General features: G+C 67.0%; 24 protein-coding genes and 1 tRNA gene. 17 read left to right on the top strand and 8 right to left on the bottom strand.

The features are described 5' to 3' along the window. Positions 1-37 precede the first annotated feature (37 nt). The 11 genes from OXQ95_RS16545 to OXQ95_RS16495 all read left to right on the top strand — a co-directional run bounded on the left by OXQ95_RS16545 (position 38) and on the right by OXQ95_RS16495 (position 7,520). Positions 38-478 (top strand): hypothetical protein, encoded by a 441-nt coding sequence (locus OXQ95_RS16545; RefSeq protein ID WP_267382586.1) that lies wholly within the window; start codon positions 38-40, stop codon positions 476-478. Next, positions 475-603 carry a hypothetical protein gene (locus OXQ95_RS16540; RefSeq protein WP_267382585.1) on the top strand — a complete coding sequence of 43 codons (129 nt, stop codon included), beginning with the start codon at positions 475-477 and terminating at the stop codon, positions 601-603. Before OXQ95_RS16545 ends, OXQ95_RS16540 begins: the two co-directional genes overlap by 4 nt. Beyond that, positions 603-773, top strand: a complete 171-nt coding sequence (locus OXQ95_RS16535) for a hypothetical protein (protein ID WP_267382584.1) — start codon at positions 603-605, stop codon at positions 771-773. The genes OXQ95_RS16540 and OXQ95_RS16535 overlap by 1 nt, the downstream gene beginning before the upstream one ends. A gap of 1 nt (position 774) precedes the next feature. After that, on the top strand, positions 775-966 hold the full coding sequence (locus tag OXQ95_RS16530; RefSeq protein WP_267382583.1) for a hypothetical protein: 192 nt from the start codon (positions 775-777) through the stop codon (positions 964-966). A 96-nt stretch (positions 967-1,062) separates the two neighbouring features. Continuing rightward, positions 1,063-1,338, top strand: coding sequence for a DUF2312 domain-containing protein (locus OXQ95_RS16525; protein WP_267382633.1), 276 nt, complete (start codon positions 1,063-1,065; stop codon positions 1,336-1,338). Then, positions 1,338-1,832, top strand: a complete 495-nt coding sequence (locus OXQ95_RS16520; RefSeq protein ID WP_267382582.1) for a hypothetical protein — start codon at positions 1,338-1,340, stop codon at positions 1,830-1,832. Before OXQ95_RS16525 ends, OXQ95_RS16520 begins: the two co-directional genes overlap by 1 nt. Next, positions 1,829-2,134: a hypothetical protein gene (locus OXQ95_RS16515; RefSeq protein WP_267382581.1), complete on the top strand. Its 306-nt coding sequence runs from the start codon at positions 1,829-1,831 to the stop codon at positions 2,132-2,134. The genes OXQ95_RS16520 and OXQ95_RS16515 overlap by 4 nt, the downstream gene beginning before the upstream one ends. Further along, entirely contained in the window at positions 2,131-2,523 is a 393-nt protein-coding gene (locus OXQ95_RS16510) for a hypothetical protein (RefSeq protein WP_267382580.1), read from the top strand. Before OXQ95_RS16515 ends, OXQ95_RS16510 begins: the two co-directional genes overlap by 4 nt. Continuing rightward, positions 2,523-4,595, top strand: coding sequence for a DNA cytosine methyltransferase (locus tag OXQ95_RS16505; RefSeq protein ID WP_267382579.1), 2,073 nt, complete (start codon positions 2,523-2,525; stop codon positions 4,593-4,595). Before OXQ95_RS16510 ends, OXQ95_RS16505 begins: the two co-directional genes overlap by 1 nt. 415 nt (positions 4,596-5,010) lie before the next feature. Beyond that, on the top strand, positions 5,011-6,069 hold the full coding sequence (locus OXQ95_RS16500; protein ID WP_267382578.1) for a phosphoadenosine phosphosulfate reductase family protein: 1,059 nt from the start codon (positions 5,011-5,013) through the stop codon (positions 6,067-6,069). Between the two features lie 203 nt (positions 6,070-6,272). Continuing rightward, on the top strand, positions 6,273-7,520 hold the full coding sequence (locus tag OXQ95_RS16495) for a hypothetical protein (RefSeq protein WP_267382577.1): 1,248 nt from the start codon (positions 6,273-6,275) through the stop codon (positions 7,518-7,520). 9 nt (positions 7,521-7,529) lie between these two features. Here OXQ95_RS16495 and OXQ95_RS16490 read toward each other — a convergent pair. The 5 genes from OXQ95_RS16490 to OXQ95_RS16470 form a co-directional block, all read right to left on the bottom strand. Beyond that, positions 7,530-7,603: transfer RNA gene (locus tag OXQ95_RS16490), tRNA-Gly, on the bottom strand. Between the two features lie 13 nt (positions 7,604-7,616). Further along, positions 7,617-9,008 carry an AarF/ABC1/UbiB kinase family protein gene (locus tag OXQ95_RS16485; RefSeq protein WP_267382576.1) on the bottom strand — a complete coding sequence of 464 codons (1,392 nt, stop codon included), beginning with the start codon at positions 9,006-9,008 and terminating at the stop codon, positions 7,617-7,619. 4 nt (positions 9,009-9,012) lie between these two features. Beyond that, positions 9,013-9,507: a DUF427 domain-containing protein gene (locus tag OXQ95_RS16480; protein WP_267382575.1), complete on the bottom strand. Its 495-nt coding sequence runs from the start codon at positions 9,505-9,507 to the stop codon at positions 9,013-9,015. Beyond that, entirely contained in the window at positions 9,504-9,860 is a 357-nt protein-coding gene (locus tag OXQ95_RS16475; protein ID WP_242096260.1) for a DUF393 domain-containing protein, read from the bottom strand. The genes OXQ95_RS16480 and OXQ95_RS16475 overlap by 4 nt, the downstream gene beginning before the upstream one ends. Before the next feature lie 89 nt (positions 9,861-9,949). After that, positions 9,950-10,723 carry a molybdopterin-binding protein gene (locus tag OXQ95_RS16470; RefSeq protein ID WP_267382574.1) on the bottom strand — a complete coding sequence of 258 codons (774 nt, stop codon included), beginning with the start codon at positions 10,721-10,723 and terminating at the stop codon, positions 9,950-9,952. A 59-nt stretch (positions 10,724-10,782) separates the two neighbouring features. Here OXQ95_RS16470 and map point away from each other — a divergent pair, with 59 nt between their 5' ends. Then, positions 10,783-11,610: a type I methionyl aminopeptidase gene (gene map, locus OXQ95_RS16465; protein ID WP_242096258.1), complete on the top strand. Its 828-nt coding sequence runs from the start codon at positions 10,783-10,785 to the stop codon at positions 11,608-11,610. A 3-nt stretch (positions 11,611-11,613) separates the two neighbouring features. Here the strand turns inward: map and OXQ95_RS16460 are convergent, their stop codons facing one another. After that, complete coding sequence (locus OXQ95_RS16460) at positions 11,614-12,078, bottom strand: hypothetical protein (protein WP_267382573.1); 465 nt, start codon at positions 12,076-12,078, stop codon at positions 11,614-11,616. A gap of 153 nt (positions 12,079-12,231) precedes the next feature. On the opposite strand from OXQ95_RS16460, the gene purL reads away from it, so the two are divergent. The 5 genes from purL to bfr all read left to right on the top strand — a co-directional run bounded on the left by purL (position 12,232) and on the right by bfr (position 17,625). After that, positions 12,232-14,463, top strand: a complete 2,232-nt coding sequence (purL, locus tag OXQ95_RS16455) for a phosphoribosylformylglycinamidine synthase subunit PurL (RefSeq protein WP_267382572.1) — start codon at positions 12,232-12,234, stop codon at positions 14,461-14,463. 138 nt (positions 14,464-14,601) lie between these two features. Then, complete coding sequence (locus OXQ95_RS16450) at positions 14,602-15,300, top strand: lipid-binding SYLF domain-containing protein (RefSeq protein WP_242096255.1); 699 nt, start codon at positions 14,602-14,604, stop codon at positions 15,298-15,300. Positions 15,301-15,502: 202 nt separating this feature from the next. After that, positions 15,503-16,759 (top strand): DUF418 domain-containing protein, encoded by a 1,257-nt coding sequence (locus OXQ95_RS16445; RefSeq protein ID WP_267382571.1) that lies wholly within the window; start codon positions 15,503-15,505, stop codon positions 16,757-16,759. An 81-nt stretch (positions 16,760-16,840) separates the two neighbouring features. After that, on the top strand, positions 16,841-17,011 hold the full coding sequence (locus tag OXQ95_RS16440) for a (2Fe-2S)-binding protein (RefSeq protein ID WP_242096253.1): 171 nt from the start codon (positions 16,841-16,843) through the stop codon (positions 17,009-17,011). Positions 17,012-17,103: 92 nt separating this feature from the next. After that, positions 17,104-17,625 (top strand): bacterioferritin, encoded by a 522-nt coding sequence (gene bfr / locus OXQ95_RS16435; RefSeq protein WP_242096252.1) that lies wholly within the window; start codon positions 17,104-17,106, stop codon positions 17,623-17,625. Between the two features lie 16 nt (positions 17,626-17,641). Here the strand turns inward: bfr and OXQ95_RS16430 are convergent, their stop codons facing one another. Together OXQ95_RS16430 and der are read right to left on the bottom strand one after the other, a co-directional pair. After that, positions 17,642-18,079 (bottom strand): Hpt domain-containing protein, encoded by a 438-nt coding sequence (locus OXQ95_RS16430; RefSeq protein WP_242096251.1) that lies wholly within the window; start codon positions 18,077-18,079, stop codon positions 17,642-17,644. 96 nt (positions 18,080-18,175) lie between these two features. Then, entirely contained in the window at positions 18,176-19,555 is a 1,380-nt protein-coding gene (gene der, locus OXQ95_RS16425) for a ribosome biogenesis GTPase Der (RefSeq protein WP_267382569.1), read from the bottom strand. Between the last annotated feature and the right edge of the window lie 60 nt (positions 19,556-19,615).

Below are 19,615 nucleotides of genomic sequence, written 5' to 3'. Positions count from 1 at the left end.
CGGCAACGCCACCCCCTTGTCTGGAAAGGTCCACTCCATGATGCACGTTTTTCCCCGCACGTTCGCCGCTGCCCGGCGCGAGATCGTGCCTGGCATAGCTTTGCCACCGCTTACCCCGGCCGCGTACCTCCGCCTCTGCCGCGAAGCTGCAGGCTTGACGATCCGCGAAACCGCAGCGATGATGGCGCGCACGTCGGCAGAGGTCTGGCCGGCGCTTGATCTGATCTCCGTGCTGGAAACGCCAGGCGCGAGAGCGCGCTACCGCGCGTCGCTGGAACGGCTGCGCACCGTCTTCGCCTTCGACGTGGACGTGTATTACCAACTCGCGGACGAACCGGCCGATCGGCATCCGCGGATCTGTCGCTCCTGCGGCTGCAGCGATTGGGACGCGCGCGATGAGGGCGGCGAGCCTTGTGCCTGGTCGACCGACGCATCCTGCACGCGCTGCATCGGCGCGGCGCTGGAACGCGCCCAGTGAAGGCGCCCGCCAGCACGGCTCCCGGTGCCGCCCGGCTCGCGCGTGTCGCGCTCGTCGCGCTCGTATTGATTTGCGCGGCGCCGATCATGGTCGCCATCTTGGCTGCCCGGCTGGTCAACCGCTGATGGTTGCCCCGATCCTCCACACGATCGGCGCTGCGCTGCTCACCGGCGCAGGCGTCACCGCAACCGTGACGATCGTCGGTTCCGTCCTGCCGCAGTGGCGGCGGATCGCGCGGCTCGCCTGCGGCCATCCCGATCCCGCTCGCCTGCCGATGGCATCGGTGCACCGGTGACATGGAAGCGGCCAGCGTCGCTGCCGGTGATCGCGCGCTTTACCAGGGCGCGGGGCAACTGCGTGGCAAGCAATGCGACGTGCTGGCGGTGCGCCGTACGCACGCGACGATCCGCTTCGACGCCGGCTTCGCCGTGCTCGCCCTCGCAAGCGATCTGCTGCCCGTCCCACGCCGTCCGCCACCGATGTTCTGACCCGCCGCGATGCCGGCAACAGCCGGTCGAGCCACTCTCTACCGGATGCGCCACTGGCGCTCACAGCATTCTCTTTCGCACCAACGAGGCCCGATGATGACCGAACCGAGCAACCACACCGAACAGCAGCTCAATGGCGGCCATGTCGCCGCGGATGAGCTGCGTCTCCTGATCGAGCGGGCCGAGCGGCTGGAGGAAGAGAAAAAGGGAATCAGCGACGACATCAAGGATGTTTTCGCTGAGGCAAAGGGCCGTGGGTACGACCCCAAAGCGATCCGTCGCCTGCTCGCGATCAGGAAAAAGAAGCGTGAGGAGTTCCAGGAAGAGGAAGCGATCCTTGAAGTCTACATGCAAGCGCTGGGGATGCGGTGATGCCCGGCACCTTCCTTACCGCTGAGCAGTGCGCCCGGATCGAACGGCTGGCGCGTGTTCACGACGATCGCACGATCGCGGAACTAACGGGCGCAAGCACCTCGACGATCTACGCGCTGCGGCAGCGTGGCTTCAAGCCGGTCCGGCGGGCGCACCGCCCCTTGCCAACCGATTGGGGCCTCGTCGCGCCGGGGCGCACCTCGGAATGGCTTCGCGTCCATTATGCGGTCTCGCCGAAGGTCATGGCGCGCTGGCGGCGTGAGAAGCCGGTGGCGCAGCCTGGCAAGGCGCATCGCCGACGCGCACGGCCGGCAGATTTGCGCGACGTGCTCAGCCGGATGTCTGTTGCGCAGGCAGAGGCCCATTACGGCTGCACCAACGCGGTGTTGAGCCGTTGGCGTCGTGAGATCGGCATCGCCACCCGCTTCGAGCAGCCGACCCATCGTCGGAGCTGGGTCGAGCAGCGCATCTTCGAACAGCAGGTGCCGGCATGACGATCCTCATGATCCAGGCCGATGGCATCGTGTGGCCGCTCCAAACCTATCTGGATGCGCGAGCGTTTCGACGGGTCGATCCATTTGCCACCCCCGATTGTGACGGCCAGCTCCGCGTCGAGACCGTCACGCTTCAGGCCGAGCTGCAGCCATGTCGGTACGCCAGCAGCGTCGCATGGCACAATGTCCTCGCGTGGCGGCCGGTCGATATCGTTGCCTGTCGCTGCTGCGGTGATCCCGTCGCGAGCCTCGGCGACGATCTTTGCGACGACTGCGACGATGCGTGGGGCATGGTCGAATGAGCGCGCCATGGCCCTTGTTCGAGGTGAGCTTTGAAGGCGGAGCGCGGGTGCTGGCGGCACGATCGCGAAGCGCGGCGATGTACGGCGCCTACCTCGATCTGTCGGATATCTGGGACCTGACGTTCCGCCAGTGGCTTGGGATGGCGAAAGCGAAGCGCATCGATGCAACCCCGCCAGGGGACCCGTACGAATATGTCCGGCGCAACTACGATCGCGATCTGCACCACGGAATACGCGTGACGATCACCGGCGAAGGCCGAGATCTGGAAGGTCGAGCCGGCACGGTCATCCATCCGGGCCGCCCTTCGACCGCCTACGCGCACGTCGTCCTCGACGGCGATCGACATGCGATCATTGTCCATCCCTTCAGCGTCAAGGTCGAAGGCTGATGCTCCAGCGCACCACCACCGAGCGCGTCTTCCGCGTCGCTCATATGTTCTGCGGCGTCGGCGCGGGCGCCAAGGGCTTCAACGATGCGAACCCGCGCATCGGCCACGTTGCCGCACGCTTCGAATGCGCAGGCGGGATCGATGTCGACGCTGGCGCGATCCGCAATTTCGAGCGGATCACCGGCACCCGCGGCACGGTCATGGATCTGTTTGACGTCGAACAATACACCGCGTTCTTCGGCCGCGCGCCGCACGCGGGCTGGCGCGAAGCCGTGCCAGCGGACATATCCGCTACCTTCGGCCCGAAGCTGGACGTCATGTTCCTGTCGGCGCCCTGCAAGGGTTTTTCGGGGCTGCTGTCGGCTGCGGCGAGCGGCACCGCCAAATATCAGGCACTGAACCGCCTGACGCTCCGCGGGATCTGGCTCACCCTCGAAGCCTACAAGAACGATCCGATCGCGGTCATCCTCTTCGAGAATGTCCCGCGCATCGCCACGCGCGGCCGAGCCTTGCTCGAGCAGATCAAGAGCTTGCTCCGCGCCTATGGCTACGTCTTCGCCGAGACCACGCACGATTGCGGCGAGATCGGCGGCCTCGCGCAGAGCCGCAAGCGCTTCCTCCTTGTTGCGCGCCATTCGGAAAAGGTGCCGCCTTTCCTCTACCAGCCCAAGAGGTCGCGCCTGCGCGGCGTGGGCGAGGTCATCGGGCAATTGCCGCTGCCTGGGGCCGAGGCCGCCGGGCCGATGCACCGCGTGCCGATGCTCCAGTGGAAGACTTGGGTCCGCCTGGCCTTCGTGGAGGCCGGGCAGGATTGGCGGTCGTTGAACCGCCTGCGGGTCGAGGATGGTGTGCTTGCCGATTTCGGCATCGTTCCCGACCGCGGGCTGCGCGATAACCAGCTCGGCGTGCTCGGCTGGGGTGAAACTGCGCCGACGCTGACAGGTCAGCGTTCACCAGCGCAGGGTCGGTTCTCTGTTGCCGACCCAAGGCCGGCGGATGCCGCGTGGCAGGCCGACGTGCTTGGGGTGCGTCGATGGGACCGCCCATCAGGTGTAGTTCCAGGCCGCAGTGGATGCACGAACGGCGCCTACAGCGTTGCGGACCCTCGTGAGGATGGTCGCCACCATGGCTCGCTCGGAGTCCGCGCGTGGGACCAGCCAACCGGCGTCGTTGCGGGAGCAACACGCCCATCGAACGGGCCGCACAGCGTCGCCGATCCTCGACCACAGCAGGCCAATCAGAGCTTCGCGCAGTATGGTGTTCGCGCATGGCAGGAGCACGCTGGCACGGTCACGGCGCAGGCGGCGCCGGGCGGCGGCCCCAACTCCGTGGCTGATCCGCGCCTTGGCCGCGTTGCTCACTCGAACGTCTATCGGATTGCTCGGTTCGATGAGCCGGCCGTCGCGGTTACGTCCAGCCGCGATACCGCCGTCGCAGATCCGCGTGGCGGGCCGGATGCGTCGAAGCTTCACGGTTGCTGGCGCGTCGAAGGCTGGGACCATGCCACCAAGGCAGTGATCGGCGGCAACAAGAACGGGGCCTCTGCGGTCGCCGATCCGCGCCCGGTCTGTTTGAACGCAGAGAGTCGTACCGGCTACTCGACGCAGGGGCATTATGGCGTCCTTGACTGGTCGGAACCTAGCAGGACCGTGCCGGGCTATGCGAAATACGATCGGGGCCACTGGTCGATCGCCGATCCGCGCGAGATGCCGGCCGCGCCGATCGCCGCGCTCCCCGCGCCGGCGGACCGGCTGATCGCGCGCATCGTCGCGCTCGACGGCACATGGCACCGCCCTTTCACCACGCTTGAGTTGGCGGCGCTGCAATCGCTGTTCGATCCCGGCGAGGTGTTCGACCTGGAAGGCGGATCGGATCAGGTCAAGCGCGAGTGGATCGGCAACGCCGTTCCCAGCGCCGCCGCACGCGGCATGGCCGAGACGATCGGGGAGACGCTGCTGCTCGCCAGCATGGGCGAGAGCTTCATGCTCTCCAGCCGCGAAATCTGGACAAAGCCGCTCGCCGTCGCCCTCGCGGTCGATCCGCGCCAGCCGATCGACGGGATGGACGCATGAAACTACCATCCATGCAGTGCATCGTTTGCGGACGCCCCGTCCCCCGATTGACACACGATATCGATGTTCGGCCATCGTCGGCTTCATCATCGAACGGTTATTCGAGGCATGCTCAAGTTGTGGCTGATCTGCGTACCCGAGCAGATTGTACGCGACATACGAATGATCGGCACGTCGTCTCGATATTGAAGGGGCCGGGCGGCTTCGTCTCGCGAATGACCGTGTGGGACGGCCTCTCATACTATCATGAGGGTTATTTCTGCACTGGTAGGTGTGCCCAACACCAAGGGAATGCTTCGGCACGCCGCGGCGATCGATTTGAATGGCAGCTTGGTCGATGAGGCGCGCGCCCGACGAGCGGCACCAGCTCGCGCTCTTCACCACCGGCTTCGAAGAACTGCGCTTATCCGATGACGTGCGCGCCGCGATCGCGGCCAGCGCGCCTGTGGCCTTCAGCCTATCAGGCGGCAAAGACAGCGTCTCGATCAGCCACGCGACCGCCGGGCTGCTCGATCAGCTCGGCCACCCGCGCGATCGGCGTTTCGCGATCCATGCCGATCTCGGGCGCATCGAGTGGCAGTCGACCCCGGCTACCGTGCGCGCCGCGGCGGAAAGCATTGGTGCGCCGCTGATCGTCGTGCGCAACCGCAGCCACGATATGCTGTCGCGCTGGGATCGCCGGTTCGAGCTGGGATGCCGACGCTACGAGCAACTCCTCACGTACCACCTGACCGGCCCATGGTCCTCTGCGAGCAACCGCTTCTGCACTGCGGAGATGAAGACGCACGTCATCCTCCCCGAGCTGCTGCGCCGCTTCCCGACAGAGCGGATCATCTCCGTCGTCGGCCTTCGCCGCGAGGAAAGCATCAAACGCCGCCTGACGCCGATCTCCAAGCGCGAGGCCTCCTGCTACACCCGCAAGCGCGGCGCCAACATCCTCACATGGCATCCCGGCGTCGATGTTCGCGAAGACGAGGTATACGCCTATTGCGAGCGCCACGCCCTACCGCTGCCGGAAAGCTATGACCTTGGCACGACGCGGCACGGCTGCGCCTTCTGCGTCCTCGCCTCGATCAACGACATCACGATTGCGGCACGCGCGCCGGGCAACCGCGGCGTCTTCCTCCACCTAGTCGATCGCGAGGCGTCCTCCACCTTCAGCTTCCAGCCCGATCGCTGGCTCGGCGACATTGCGCCGGAACTGCTGCCCGCATCCCTCGCCGCCGACCTCGCACGGGGGCAGGCGTTCGGCGCCGAGCGCCGGGAGCTGGAAGCCTCGCTCCCCGCAAACCTGCGCTATATAAAGGGTTGGCCGCAGCGCGTGCCTAGCCTGGCCGAAGCTGCCGCGATCCTAACTGCGCGCGCCCGCATCATGGCCATGCATAGCCTGACCTCACCTTACACCAGCGCCGTCCAGATCCGCGAGCGCATCGCCGAGCTGCACGACGTCCAGCGCCTGAAGGAAGCCGCATGACACTTGGCCGGCCACACCGCACCGCCGGGAGGATCGCCGATGGCTAGGCTCGCCGGCACGCTCTTCGACCTTGATCGACGCCTGACCCGCAAAATCGAGACCGAGAAGACCCTCCAGATCAGCCCGACCGACCTCGAATGGTTCGTCGCTTCGGGCGCCATCGACACCTTCCGCGCCTTCGTGGCGAAGCAGCAGAGAGAATTATGCGCCGAACGCCGCGCCCGAAGGCAATCTACCAGCGAGGAGACTTCCGGCTCTATCGCCGCCCCGACCGGACCAACCTCGAAATCGTCTGGTACGATCGAGCCAGCCGACGCGAGCGAAGCGCTTCGGCGGGCACGAGCGATGACGGGCTCGCCCGGTTAGAGGTCGACCGCCGCTATCTGGCGGCGGCGGGCTCGCCGATCTGTCCGGGTTGCGGGCGGCCGTTCGATGGAAATGCCGCACCGCTGCTCACCGCAGCAATCACCGACTATCTGCTGCTGGGCGAGGACAAGAAGGGGTTCCGCGCCACGCGTGGACGCCTCGCGTTGGCCGTGGAGTATGTGGCTGCCACCGACCTCACCGTGACGGTCGCGGCGATCGACGAACGCTGGGTCGATGGTTTCCGGAAGTGGCTCGCGGGACGCCCGATCGTGGCGCCCAAGAGCGGCCTCACCCGTGAACGCACCATCGGCCATATCGAAGGATGCGTTCGACAGCTCGCGGCCGCCATCAACGCGACGCCAGGGCAGCAGGCGCGCTTCAAGGCCGAACAGGCCAAGAACGTGTCGGCGTCTCCGCGCTATCGCGCCGACGTGGCGATGCTCGCATCAATGTTCCGCTACTGCCTCGATCCGTCCGGCCCTAAGGTGCGTAGCGCGAAGGAGCGCGCCGTCTATGTCGGCTATCGTGCCAACCTCCTGCGCTACCTGCGCGCGGCTGTGGCGACTTGGGCGCGACCGGAGGAGATCGCGGATCTCCGCGCGGACCAGTATATCGCCAGCGCCGGCGCGCTCGACCTTAACCCTCGCGGCCGACGCCAGACGCGCAAGTACCGGGGCGTCATCCCGGTGCCTCGCCAATTCCTGCCGCACCTGGCCGCCGTCCGCGGAAGCTACCTGCCGATCGCAAATATCCGCGGCGCCTGGGACACGATGCGAGCGGAGATCGGCCTGCCGGCCGATCGCGGCGAGGCGGGCTGGAAGCTGATCCGTCGATCGGTTTCGACGATTGCACGTCGCCGCATCGGCGAGGCCAACTGGCGTCAGGGCGAGATCATGCTCGGTCACGTCCGAGCTTCGACCAGCGACATCTACGCGCTGAGGGATCCAGCCAATCTGGGGCTCGCGTTGGCGGCCACCGAATCGATCATCGACGACATCTGCGGACTTGTTCCCGGTGCCTTTCACCGCACCGACACCGCAAACGCACCTTCTGACTATTCCGAAAATGGGGGAAAAAATGGCTGATTTCTGCGCTGGAGCGGGTGAAGGGAATCGAACCCTCGTCGTAAGCTTGGGAAGCTTCTGCTCTGCCATTGAGCTACACCCGCGATGCCGAGACCTCTAGCTGCCGCTCCCGGCCGGCGCAAGCGGCTCGGCGGGGCGCGGCGTTTCGCCCGCGTCCGTCCGCAATCGGGCATCGAGCATCGCGCGCACGTCCACCCGCGCCTTCAGCCGCGCGGCGAGCAGCGCGGTGCCGCTGATCTTGCGCTGGACGAACAGCAGGTCGATCGGCGGCAGGTGCCAGGTCGCCTGATCCGCGGCGATCGCCGCGCCCTCCTCGCGCAGCGAGCCGACAAAGGCGCGGTCGCCGAAATCGAACGGCCCGGCCCGCCCGAGTTCGCCGACGATCACCGCGATCATCCGGTCGATCGCGGGCCCGTGCCGCGCCACCGCTTCCGGCCCCAGAAACCCCGCCGCGAGCGCCGCGTCGCGCACGCCGCCGATGTCGCCCGCTAGGCCCGCCCGGATCAGCCGCCGATACGCCCCGGACGTGCCGGCGCCGACGGCACGCGCCGCGCCGAAATCGAGCAGGACGAGCCGGCCGCTCTCGGGCTGGTAGCGGTAATTGCCGAAATTGGGATCGGTCTGCATCAGCCCGAAGGCGAACAATTCGCCCAGCACCAGATCGATCAGCGCGTGCATCGCCCGATCGCGCTCGTCCTGAGGTGCCTCCGCCAGCGATTCGATCGGAGCGCCCGCGACATAGCTCATCGCCAACACGCGTTCGGTGGTGAACTCGCGGTCGAGCACGGGCACGACATAGGCCGGGCGGTCGGCCAGCAGCGCGCCGAACCGCGTCATCTGCTCGCCCTCGCGGGCGTAGTCCGCTTCCTGCGCCAATTGCCGCTTGGCCTCGGCGAGCAGCGGCGCGATATCGATCCGTCGCGGCAGCAGCCCGGAGACGCGCAGCAGCGTGGCGACATTGTCGACATCGGCATCAATGCTCTCGCGCACGCCCGGATATTGCACCTTGATCGCCAGATTGCGGCCGTCGCGCGTAATCGCGCGGTGCACCTGCCCGATCGACGCGGCGGCCAGCGGCGTCGCGTCGAACCGCGTGAAGCGCCGCCGCCAATCCATCCCCCATTCGCGTGCCAGCACCTGCTGCAATTGCGCGGGCGGCATATGGTGTGCCCGGTCGCGCAGCCGTGCCATGATGTCCGCCAGCTCGGGCGGCAGCATGTCGCCGGCATCCATTGAGATCATCTGCCCGAGCTTCATCGCCGCCCCGCGCAGGTGCGACAGCCGATCCGCAACGCGCCCGACATTGCCGGGAGTGAGCAGCATGTCGCGCACCCGCGGCCGCTCGCCATCGGCGATCCGGCGCGCGCCTTCGGCGAGCATGCCCCCCGCCACGCCGCCTGCCAGACGGCCGAACTGGCCGAAGCGCGACAGCCGTCCGCGCGGCACCGCGCGGTTGCGGCCGGGATCGGGATCGCCGTCGTCGCTCATCGTCTCACCATCCTCGGCTGCCGGGCACGCCTTTGAACGGGCCGGCGAGATCGGGCGTGATCCATCCGCCGTAGAATTCGCCGGGTTGCGGCACGACGACCGCACCATCGACGGTGCAGCGATCGAACGGCGCGGCATAGAAAGCGATATGGTCGCGGAGCGCGGCGAAGGCGCGGCTCGGATCGGGATAGCTCCAGCCGACCCCCGGCAGCACGGTGTCGCCCAGCACGAGATCCCAATAGACCGCGTTTCCCTTCCACTCGCAGAACGACGTGCCGCCGGCCCGGCGCAGCAAACCGGGCACGATCGCTTCGGGCGGGAGGTAATAGCTGGGCGGATGGCTCGTCTCGATCGTCCGGATGCTCGCACGCGTGTCCGCCACGATCGTGCCGCGATGGGCGATGACGATATGGGCGGCGCTCGGCTCAGCGCGTGCCGGCGTGGGATAGGACCACACGCTCTCCTGCCCCGGCCCCGCCGGATCAGGCCGCGGCCTCACGACGACACACGCCCGCCGGCGAGCCGCTGGATCCGCGGCCGCACGCGAAGGAACAGCGTGTAGAGGCGTTCGAGCAGCGCCAGCACCCAGCGGCGCCGCGCCGCAAGTCCCAGCGGCCGGAGCAGCGGGATCGCCCGCCACATCGCCGCGAACGCCGCCGCGCCTTGCAGCATCCGCCCATCCTCGCATGCGTGAAACCGCGCGAGCAACGCCGCCCGATCGCGCGGGCACGCCCGTGCTGTGGTCGCATCCACGAAGCGGATCGCGCCCCGCCGATCCAGCCGCCGCATCAACGCGATCTCGCGGCGACAGAGCGGGCAGCCGCCATCATGCCAGACGGTCAGATTGGTCATGAACGGCATATGGGGTGCCGCGCGGGCGAACGCATGGGGTAAGAGCCTGATTCCGTGCGGATGGCCTTCGCCGTCCGGATCGGCGCGCTTCAGATCCCGCCCTGCACCACCACGCGACCTTCCGCCTCCAGCGCTTCGGTCAGGTCGGCGAGACAGGCATCCACCGCCGCCGCATCGGGGCTGCGCACCACGAAATTAGCGCCCGTCCGGCCGTCGCGGAAGAAAGGGTAGCTTCCGATCGCCACGCCGCCTTCCGTCGCGCGATCATGGCGCTTCTCGGTTTCGCGAAGCAGATCGGCGACCTCGCTTTCCGCGACCCAGCAGCCGATCGATTTCGAAACGACCGGACGGCCGCCCTCAAGCGTGCCGGTCAGCGCGTCGAGCATGCCCGCGGTAATATGCGGCACGCCCGCCATCACGAAGATGTTGCCGATGCGGATGCCGGGCGCGCCCGAGACGCGATTGTCGATCAAGGTGGCGCCTTCCGGCACACGCGCCATCCGCGCCCGCGCCTCCGTCAGGCCGCCGCGGCTTTCGTAATAGCGCTCCAGCACCGCCATCGCCTGCGGGTGGTGGACGACGCCGGTGCCCAGCGCCTCGGCGATCGCATCGACGGTGATATCGTCGTGAGTCGGGCCGATGCCGCCCGTCGTGAACAGATAATCGTTGCGCGCGCGCAGCGTGTTCACCGCCTCGACGATCGCGGCGGTGCGGTCCGCCACGACGCGTACCTCGGCCAGCCGGATGCCCTGCACGCCCAGCCATGCGGCGATCTGCGCGACGTTGCGATCCTGCGTGCGGCCCGACAGGATCTCGTCGCCGATCACCACCAGCGCGGCGGTCCAGATGCGTTCATGTGCCATGGCGCGGACCCTAGCCCTCTCCTCTCGCAAAGCCCAGCCGGGCGGGCTATATCGTTCGCATGACCGATTACATGACCGTTTCCGCCGACGCGCCCGAGGGCCGCACCGGCGCGATCAAGCTTCACGGCCGCGCCGCGTTCGACGGCATGCACCGCGCCGGGCGGCTGGCCGCCGAGACGCTCGACATGATCGCGGCCCATATGGTGCCGGGCGTGACGACCGCCGAGATCGACCGGATCGTCTATGATTTCATCCTCGCGCGCGGTGGCGTGCCGGCGACGCTCGGCTATCGGGGCTATACGCATTCGAGCTGCATCTCGATCAACCATGTCGTCTGCCACGGCATCCCGAGCGAGAAGACGCTGAAATCGGGCGATATCGTCAATCTCGACGTCACCCCGATCGTGGACGGGTGGCACGGCGACTCGAGCCGGATGTACCTGATCGGTGACGTCCCGCTCAAGGCCCGGCGGCTGGTCGAAGTCACCTATGAATGCCTGATGCTCGGCATCGAGCAGGCAAAGCCCGGCAACCGGATGGGCGACGTCGCGAATGCGATCCAGCGCCATGCCGAAAAACACCGTTACGGCGTAGTCCGCGATTTCTGCGGCCATGGCGTCGGGCGCCTGTTCCACGATGCGCCCGAGGTGGTGCATGTCGGCAAGCCCGGCACCGGGCCCGAACTGAAGCCCGGCATGATCTTCACTATCGAGCCGATGATCAACACCGGCCGGCCCGACGTGAAGCTGCTCGACGACGGCTGGACGGCAGTGACACGCGACCGCTCGCTCAGCGCGCAGTTCGAACATTCGATCGGCATCACCGAGGAGGGCTGCGAGATCTTCACGCTCAGTCCGGCCGGATACACCCAACCGCCCTACGTCTAGGTATCACCGCCGGCAGCGGCGCGCGCTCTGCAACCCGCGAAGGAAGCCGCGCCGGGCGATACCGGCATCGATCGCCGCGGTCTTGCGCCGCTCCGCCGCGCTCGCACCGCTCACTTCGCGAACGATGCCGCGGAAGGGGATCAGCGAGTTGACGATCGCGCTGCTGCCGATCTCCGCCATGTTCTGCCTGTTGGTAGACGGCGAAGTGGAAAAATCGGGGCCGATGACGTGGGTCAGCGCGGCGATCGACTCTGCGATGGCCGCGCAGCTTCCCGTTCCCGCGGTCGAATAGGGCGCCTCGCTCGTCCGCACGAGCAAGGGCGGAATCCGCGTCTTCGCCAATCCCACGTCGCGCGCGGGCTGCGACAGGATATGCCCGACCGATTGTGCGCTCACGGGCGCGACGGACAGCAGGGCGCATGCGATGCCCGCGACGATGCCGCGGGTGTGAAATCGGGCTGCTATCAAGACATCCTCCTCGCGACGACCACGCGGCGGGATGCCGCGTGTCGGATCGGATGTGTAACGATCGACCGGCAAGAGCGATCCGCGCCTTTGAAAACGCATATCCCAAATCATGGCCGGGGTGACGCAGCCGAGCCTCCCCGCTAAAGCCTCGGCATGACCGCCATCACGCCCCAGATCGTCGCCGAACACGGCCTGTCCCCCGACGAATATGCCCGCGTCCTCAACGCGCTCGGCCGCGAGCCGAACCTCGTGGAGCTGGGCATCTTCTCGGTCATGTGGTCCGAGCATTGCAGCTACAAATCTTCGCGCATCCATCTGAAGACGCTGCCGACCGCCGGCCCGCATGTGATCTGCGGCCCCGGCGAGAATGCCGGCGTCGTCGATATCGGTGACGGCCAGGCGGCGATCTTCAAGATGGAGAGCCACAACCATCCCTCCTATATCGAGCCTTATCAGGGCGCGGCAACGGGCGTGGGCGGGATCCTGCGCGACGTGTTCACGATGGGCGCGCGGCCGATCGCCAACATGAACGCATTGCGCTTTGGGGCGCCCGATCATCCCAAGATGCGCCATCTGATCGCCGGCGTCGTCCATGGCATCGGCGGCTACGGCAATTGCGTCGGCGTGCCGACCGTCGGCGGCGAGGTCAATTTCCACAAGGCGTATGACGGGAACATCCTCGTCAACGCGATGACCGTGGGGATCGCGGATACCGACAAGATCTTCTACTCCGCCGCCAGCGGGATCGGCAATCCGATCGTCTATGTCGGCAGCAAGACCGGCCGCGACGGCATCCACGGCGCGACCATGGCCTCCGCCAGCTTCGACGAGGACAGCGACGAGAAGCGCCCGACGGTTCAGGTGGGCGATCCCTTCACCGAAAAGCTGCTGATCGAGGCGTGCCTCGAGCTGATGGCGACCGACGTGATCGTCGCCATCCAGGACATGGGCGCGGCCGGGCTCACCTCCTCGTCGGTCGAAATGGCGTCGAAGGGCGGCGTCGGCATCGAATTGGTGATGGACGACGTGCCGCAGCGCGAGACGGGCATGACGCCGTACGAGATGATGCTGAGCGAAAGCCAGGAGCGGATGCTCATGGTGCTGAAACCCGGCCGCGAGGCGGAAGCGGAGGCGATCTTCCGCAAATGGGAGCTGGACTTCGCGGTGATCGGCCGCGTGACCGACACCGGCCGCATGGTGCTGACCCACAAGGGCGAGACGGTGTGCGACATCCCGCTCGGCCCGCTTGCCGACGATGCGCCCGCATATGATCGCCCGCATGTAAAGACCATGCCCCCTGCCCCGCTGGGCAACGTGCCCGCCTGTACCGACCCCGCCGCCGATCTGCTCGCGCTGATGGCCTCGCCCGACATCGCCAGCCGGCGCTGGATCTGGGAGCAATATGACCACATGGTCGGCGCGGACACGGTGCAGCGGCCCGGCGGCGACGCGGCGGTGGTGCGCGTTCACGGCACGCAGAAGGGGCTGGCGATCAGCACGGATTGCACGCCGCGCTACTGCTTCGCCGACCCATATGAGGGCGGCAAACAGGCGATTGCGGAATGCTGGCGCAACCTGACCGCGGTGGGTGCGACGCCGCTCGCCAGCACCGACTGCATGAATTTCGGCAATCCGCAGCGTCCCGAGATCATGGGGCAGTTCGTCGGCTGTATCGAGGGCATGGGTGAGGCATGCCGCGCGCTCGACTTCCCGATCGTCTCGGGCAATGTCAGCCTGTATAACGAGACAAAGGACGAGGATGGCGGCGCCACCGCGATCCTGCCCACGCCGGCGATCGGCGGCATCGGCCTGCTCGCCGATTATACCAAGACCGCGACGATCGCGTTCAAGGGCACCGGCGACATCGTCGTGCTGGTCGGCGAACATCGCGGCCATCTCGGCCAGTCGCTCTGGTTGCGCGAGATCCATGGCCGCGACGGCGTCGAGGCCGGGCCGCCGCCGCCGATCGACCTGGCGGCCGAGCGCCGCACCGGCGACTATATCCGCGAAGGCATCGCCAGCGGCGCGATCACCGCCTGCCACGATGTGTCCGATGGCGGAGTCGCCGTGGCGGTGGCGGAGATGGCGCTGGCGGGTGATATTGGCGCGATGCTCGACACCTCGGCCGAATGCGGCGTCGCAGGCACCTGGTTCGCCGAAGATCAGGGGCTGTATGTCGTAACGATCGAGGATCACGCGCTCTATGATTTCCTGCTCGGCGCGGATGCGGCCGGCATCGCGGCGCAGCCGATCGGGCGGACGATCGCGAGCCGCCTCGTCTTCGAACTGGATGCCGGCGATTTCGTCCTGACGCTCGATAAACTGCGCGCGGCGCATGAGGGCTTTTTCCCCGCACTGATGGGAGCAGACGCCGCCGTGGCATGACGCGGCGCGGCGGCGCCCTGGTGCACGAACTTCGAAGGCGCGGCGGGAACGCAGGGCCCGGTGTCGTGTTCAGCCCCTGTCGAACCGCACGGCCAGCCGTGCCGGGTCGTCGCCGAACCGATCGAAAGGATGCCTCTCATGGCCAGTACCCGTTCCACCGTCTCCGCGATCCTGTGCGCCGGGGCGCTCGCCGGCATGGCCGCCCCTACGGCCGCACTCGCGCAGGCCCGCCATTACAGCGCCCGGAGCGACGAAGCGCACGGCCCGCAGAAGCTGGTCGACAAGGCCGCCTCGGTGGTCGTCGAGATGGAACGGGATCGCAAGATCGCGCCGCTGATCGGTCGCGCCGTCGGCCTTTACGTCATTCCCGAATATGGCCGTGCAGGCTTCATCATCGGCGGTAAGGGCGGTGCGGGCGTCGTCGTGACGCGCAACCGCACCGGCGGATGGAGTTCGCCCGCGTTCTTCAACACCGGTGGCCTCAGCATCGGGGCGCAGATCGGCGCAGCCGGTGGCGCGATCGTCTATCTGCTGATGGATCGCAAGGCGGTCGACGCGTTCCGCAGCCCCCGCAAGTTCGCGCTGGACGCCGGCGCCGGCGTGTCGGTCATCAATTATTCCGACGCGGCGCAAGGCTCGACGTTCAAGGGCGATGCGGTGCTCTGGACCAACATCAAGGGCGCCTATGCCGGCGCCACGGTGGGCGCGACGGGCGTCGATTACGATCAGGGCCGGGTGAAGGAATATTATGGCCGCCCGGTGAACGTCAATGCGCTGCTCGACGGCCGCGTCACCGCCCCCGGCGCCCGCGCGCTGACGCGCGTTCTGCCCCGTTGATTCGAAGGCCGGTCCTTCCCGTTTGGAGAAGGACCGGCAGCCGACGCGGCACCATGATGGACTGTAGTTGATCCAGTCCCCCCTTCGCGTGCGGCACCGGCCCTTGGACAAGGTCGGGGCAAACGGCGCAAATGACGCCATCGAACGCTAGAAGACTCCGCCGCCCTGTTGTGCCCCGCCACATTGTGCGAGCGTGGCTCGTATGACTGCACGCCCCTTACCCCTGTCGCAGCGCATTGCCGCGCTCGATGTCATTCGCGGCGTCGCGGTGCTCGGCATCCTCGCCGCGAACATCGCGGCCTTCGGCCTGCCCGGACCGGCCTATTTCTCGCCCGCCGCGCTCGGCGCCCCCAGCCGCGCCGACCTCGTCGCCTGGGCGCTCACCTTCGTGCTCGTCGAAGGCAAGATGCGCGGGCTGTTCACGCTTCTGTTCGGCGCCTCGATGCTGCTGGTGATCGACCGTGCGGAGGCGGCGGGGGACGATCCGGCGAAGGTCCATTATGCGCGCATGGCGTGGCTCTTCGTCTTCGGGCTGGTGCATCTCTATCTCTTCTGGTGGGGTGACATCCTGACGCATTATGCGCTCGTCGGCTGCATCGCCTATGCGTTCCGGCATCTTCGGGTGCGCTGGCTGGTGCTGCTGGCCGGCGCCGCATTCACGCTGCAGACGCTGGAGTTCGCCGCCATCGCGCTCGACCTGTTCCGCCGCCATGCCGCGGTGTTTGCGGCGCATGCATCGCCGAACGCCGTAGCGGATTGGCAGGCGCTCGCCTCGCCTTTCGGCCGACCCACGGAGGCCGAGGTCGCGCGCGAAGTGGCGGCGGCGCGCGGCAGCTTCGGCACGTTGCTCGCCTGGCGGTGGAGCACCAACACCGATCCCTTCACCTTTCTCCCCGCGGGCGGCATGGAAACGCTCGGCTATATGCTGCTCGGCATGGCGGGGCTGCGCAGCGGCTTCCTTAGCGGCGCATGGACGCGGCGCACCTATGCGCGGATTGCGGTGGCGTTGCTGGCGATGACGGTGCCGCTATCGATCGCGCTGGCGGCTTTCGATCGGGCATGGGGCTTCGATCCGCGCGCGGTGTTCCTGGCCGCGCTCCCCCTGGCGACGCCGCTCCACGTGCCGATGGTGCTCGGCTACGCCGCGCTGGTGATGGCGCTTGCACGAGCCGGCGGTTGGTGGACGCGCCGCTTTGCCGCCGCCGGCCGGATGGCGTTCACCAATTATCTCGGCACGACGCTCGTCTGCACTACCATCTTCTATGGCTATGGCCTCGGCCTGTTCGACCGCTTGGGCCGGGCGCAACTCTACGCCGCGGTCGTGGCGACATGGGTCGTCATACTGGCCGGATCCAGACCCTGGCTAGCGCGATACCGCTATGGCCCGCTCGAATGGCTATGGCGCAGCCTTGCTCGCCTCGCCTGGCAGCCGATGCGTGGCGCAAATCCGATGAGATGAGGATGCTGCTGCGACTTAGGCGCAATAGGTCTTGCGAGTTGTTCGCATTAGCGGCATATTGATCTCGAAAAAGGAGCAGCCATGGTTGTCTGCGTTTGCAATGCAATACGGGAAAGCGATGTCCGCGCGTGCGCGCGTGGGGGATGCCAGACGCCCTGTCAGACGTTTCGTTCGCTCGGCCGCCAGCCCAAATGCGGCCAATGCGCCTCGTTTACGCGGGCGATCATCGATGCCGAACGCGCGGCTGCGTAGCGTTTGCAACAATAAACGCGGCCTGAACCCGCAAGATTCCGACTTGTCCAAGTCTACCCGTGAGGACTACATAGAGTCCAAGGGAGATCATCATGGCCGGTAAGGGCGACCCGCGGGTCTTGGACTATCTGAACGAAGCGCTCCGTAACGAGCTGACTGCGATCAACCAATATTGGCTTCATTACCGCATGCTCGATCATTGGGGCGTCTACAAGCTCGCCCAATATGAGCGGATGGAATCCATCGACGAGATGAAGCACGCCGACTGGCTGTCGGAGCGTATTCTCTATCTCGACGGTTTGCCCAATTTTCAATTGCTTGGTCGCCTGCGCATCGGCGAAACGGTCGAGGAAGTGCTCAAATCCGATCTTGCGATGGAGATGGAAGCGGTCGATCAACTCAAGGAATCGATCGCCTATTGCGAGCAGGTCAAGGACTATGTCAGCCGCGATCTGTTCGCGCGGATCCTGGCGAGCGAGGAAGAGCATGTCGATACGCTCGAGCGGCAGTTCGAGATGATCGCACGAATGGGGATCCACAATTACGTGCAGCTCAACTCTATTTCGGAGCATGATTCGCCCAAGACCGGCGCGGCGCCGTATCTGAAGGGCTGAAGGAGCAGGCCGGGCTTTATGCCCGACCGAAGCCGCCGGTGGGCCGCCGGCCAAATCCGCCGCCCGCTGCTGGGCGACGCGCCACCAATGGATTGGCCTCGCGCTCCAGCAGCGCCAGTGTTTCCTCGAACAGGGGACGCAGCCGGGCGACGGGCGTCAGCGCATCCTCGGGCGTGTCGTGCAGCTCGACGCAATCGCGCGCGATGCCTTCGATCTCTTCGGCCAGTGCCGCCAGCGGCTCGGCCCCGAACTGCCGCGCCTCGCCCTTCAGCGTGTGCGCCGGGATCACCATCGCCGCCGCGGATTGGGCGCGCATTGCCGCCTCGATCGCGGCGACCGATTTTACGCCGTCCTCGCGAAAATAGCCCAGGATGCGGACGAAGCCGCCGCCCAGCTCCGCACGGGCGTGCGCATAGGCCGCCCAATCCACCAGGGTGCTTCCCTCGAACGACACGGCTTTCTCCCGATCGGACCTCCTTTGGCCCCAAAGCACAGACCTCGGGTTAGCGGCTCGAAGTAAACACAAGGTTTCTTCGGAGAACTTCGCCGGTTATTTCGCCTGATCGAACGGATTCTTGGGCGCGCGCATCGTGATCCGCACGGGCACCGCGCCGAAGCCCAAATCGCGGCGCATCGAATTGACCAGATAGCGCTCGTAGCTCGCGGGCAATTGATCGACGCGCGTACCGAAGATGACGAAGGTTGGAGGCCGCGTCTTCACCTGCGTCACGTAGCGCAGCTTGACCCGCTTGCCGCCCGGTGCGGGCGGCGGATTGGCCTCGATCGCGCGTTCGAACCAGCGGTTCAGCTCGCCCGTTCCCACCCGCCGCGACCACGCTTCGCGCACGTCGAAACAGGCCTGGATCAGTTGGTCGATGCCCTTGCCGGTGGCGGCGGAGACGGTCATCACGCTCACCCCCTTCACCTGGCTGAGCCCGTCTTCCAGCGCACGCTTCACGCCGTTGAAGAGCGACGACGCATTCTCGGCCACATCCCATTTGTTGAGCGCGATGACGAGCGCACGGCCCTCCTCCAGCACCCGGTCCGCGATGCGCAGATCCTGCCCCTCGAGCCCCAGCGTGGCGTCGAGCAGCAGCACCACCACCTCGGCAAAATCGACGGCGTGGAGCGCGTCGGCGACCGACATCTTCTCCAGCTTGTCCTGCACCTTGGCGCGCTTGCGCATGCCCGCGGTGTCGATCAGCCGCACCTTGCGGGCCTCGCCCCCGGCCGGTTCCCACAGCCAGTCGACCGCGATCGAATCGCGCGTGATCCCGGCCTCGGGTCCGGTAATCATCCGGTCTTCGCCCAGCATGCGGTTGACGAGCGTAGACTTGCCCGCATTGGGGCGGCCGACGATCGCGAGCTTCAACGGACCGTCATAGACCTCGTCCTCATCCTCCGAGGCGACGTCGTCCGCCGCGGTGACCGCATCGAGCAGCGGAAGCAGCGCCTCGAACAGATCGCCCATGCCTTCGCCATGTTCGGCGGACACCTGCACCGGGTCTCCGAAGCCCAGCGCCAGCGCCTCCAGCACGCCCTGATCGCCGGCGCTTCCTTCTGCCTTGTTGGCGGCCAGCACCACGGGCGTGGTGGACGCGCGCAGCCAGCGAGCGATCTCTTCGTCGAGCGGAACGATCCCCGCACGGGCATCGACCATGAACAGGGCGACGTCAGCCTGCGCCACCGCCGCCTCGGTCTGCTGACGCATCCGGCCGGGCAATGTCTGCGCGTCGTGATCCTCATAGCCCGCGGTATCGACGATGCGGAAATCGAGCCCGATCAGGTGCGCGTCGCCCTCACGCCGGTCGCGTGTGACGCCGGGACGATCGTCGACGAGCGCGAGCTTCTTGCCGACGAGGCGATTGAACAGCGTCGACTTGCCGACATTGGGGCGGCCGACGATCGCGACGACTGGAAGTTTGGACATGATGCCGCCCTAGCGCGTCAGGTGCGGGCCGTCACCCTCCCGAAGGAAAGCGACGGCAAG

The sequence above is a fragment of the Sphingomonas sp. GC_Shp_6 genome (assembly GCF_026540835.1).
Classification (GTDB): Bacteria; Pseudomonadota; Alphaproteobacteria; order Sphingomonadales; family Sphingomonadaceae; genus Sphingomonas.
This window is presented reverse-complemented; position numbering and strand designations above follow the sequence as displayed.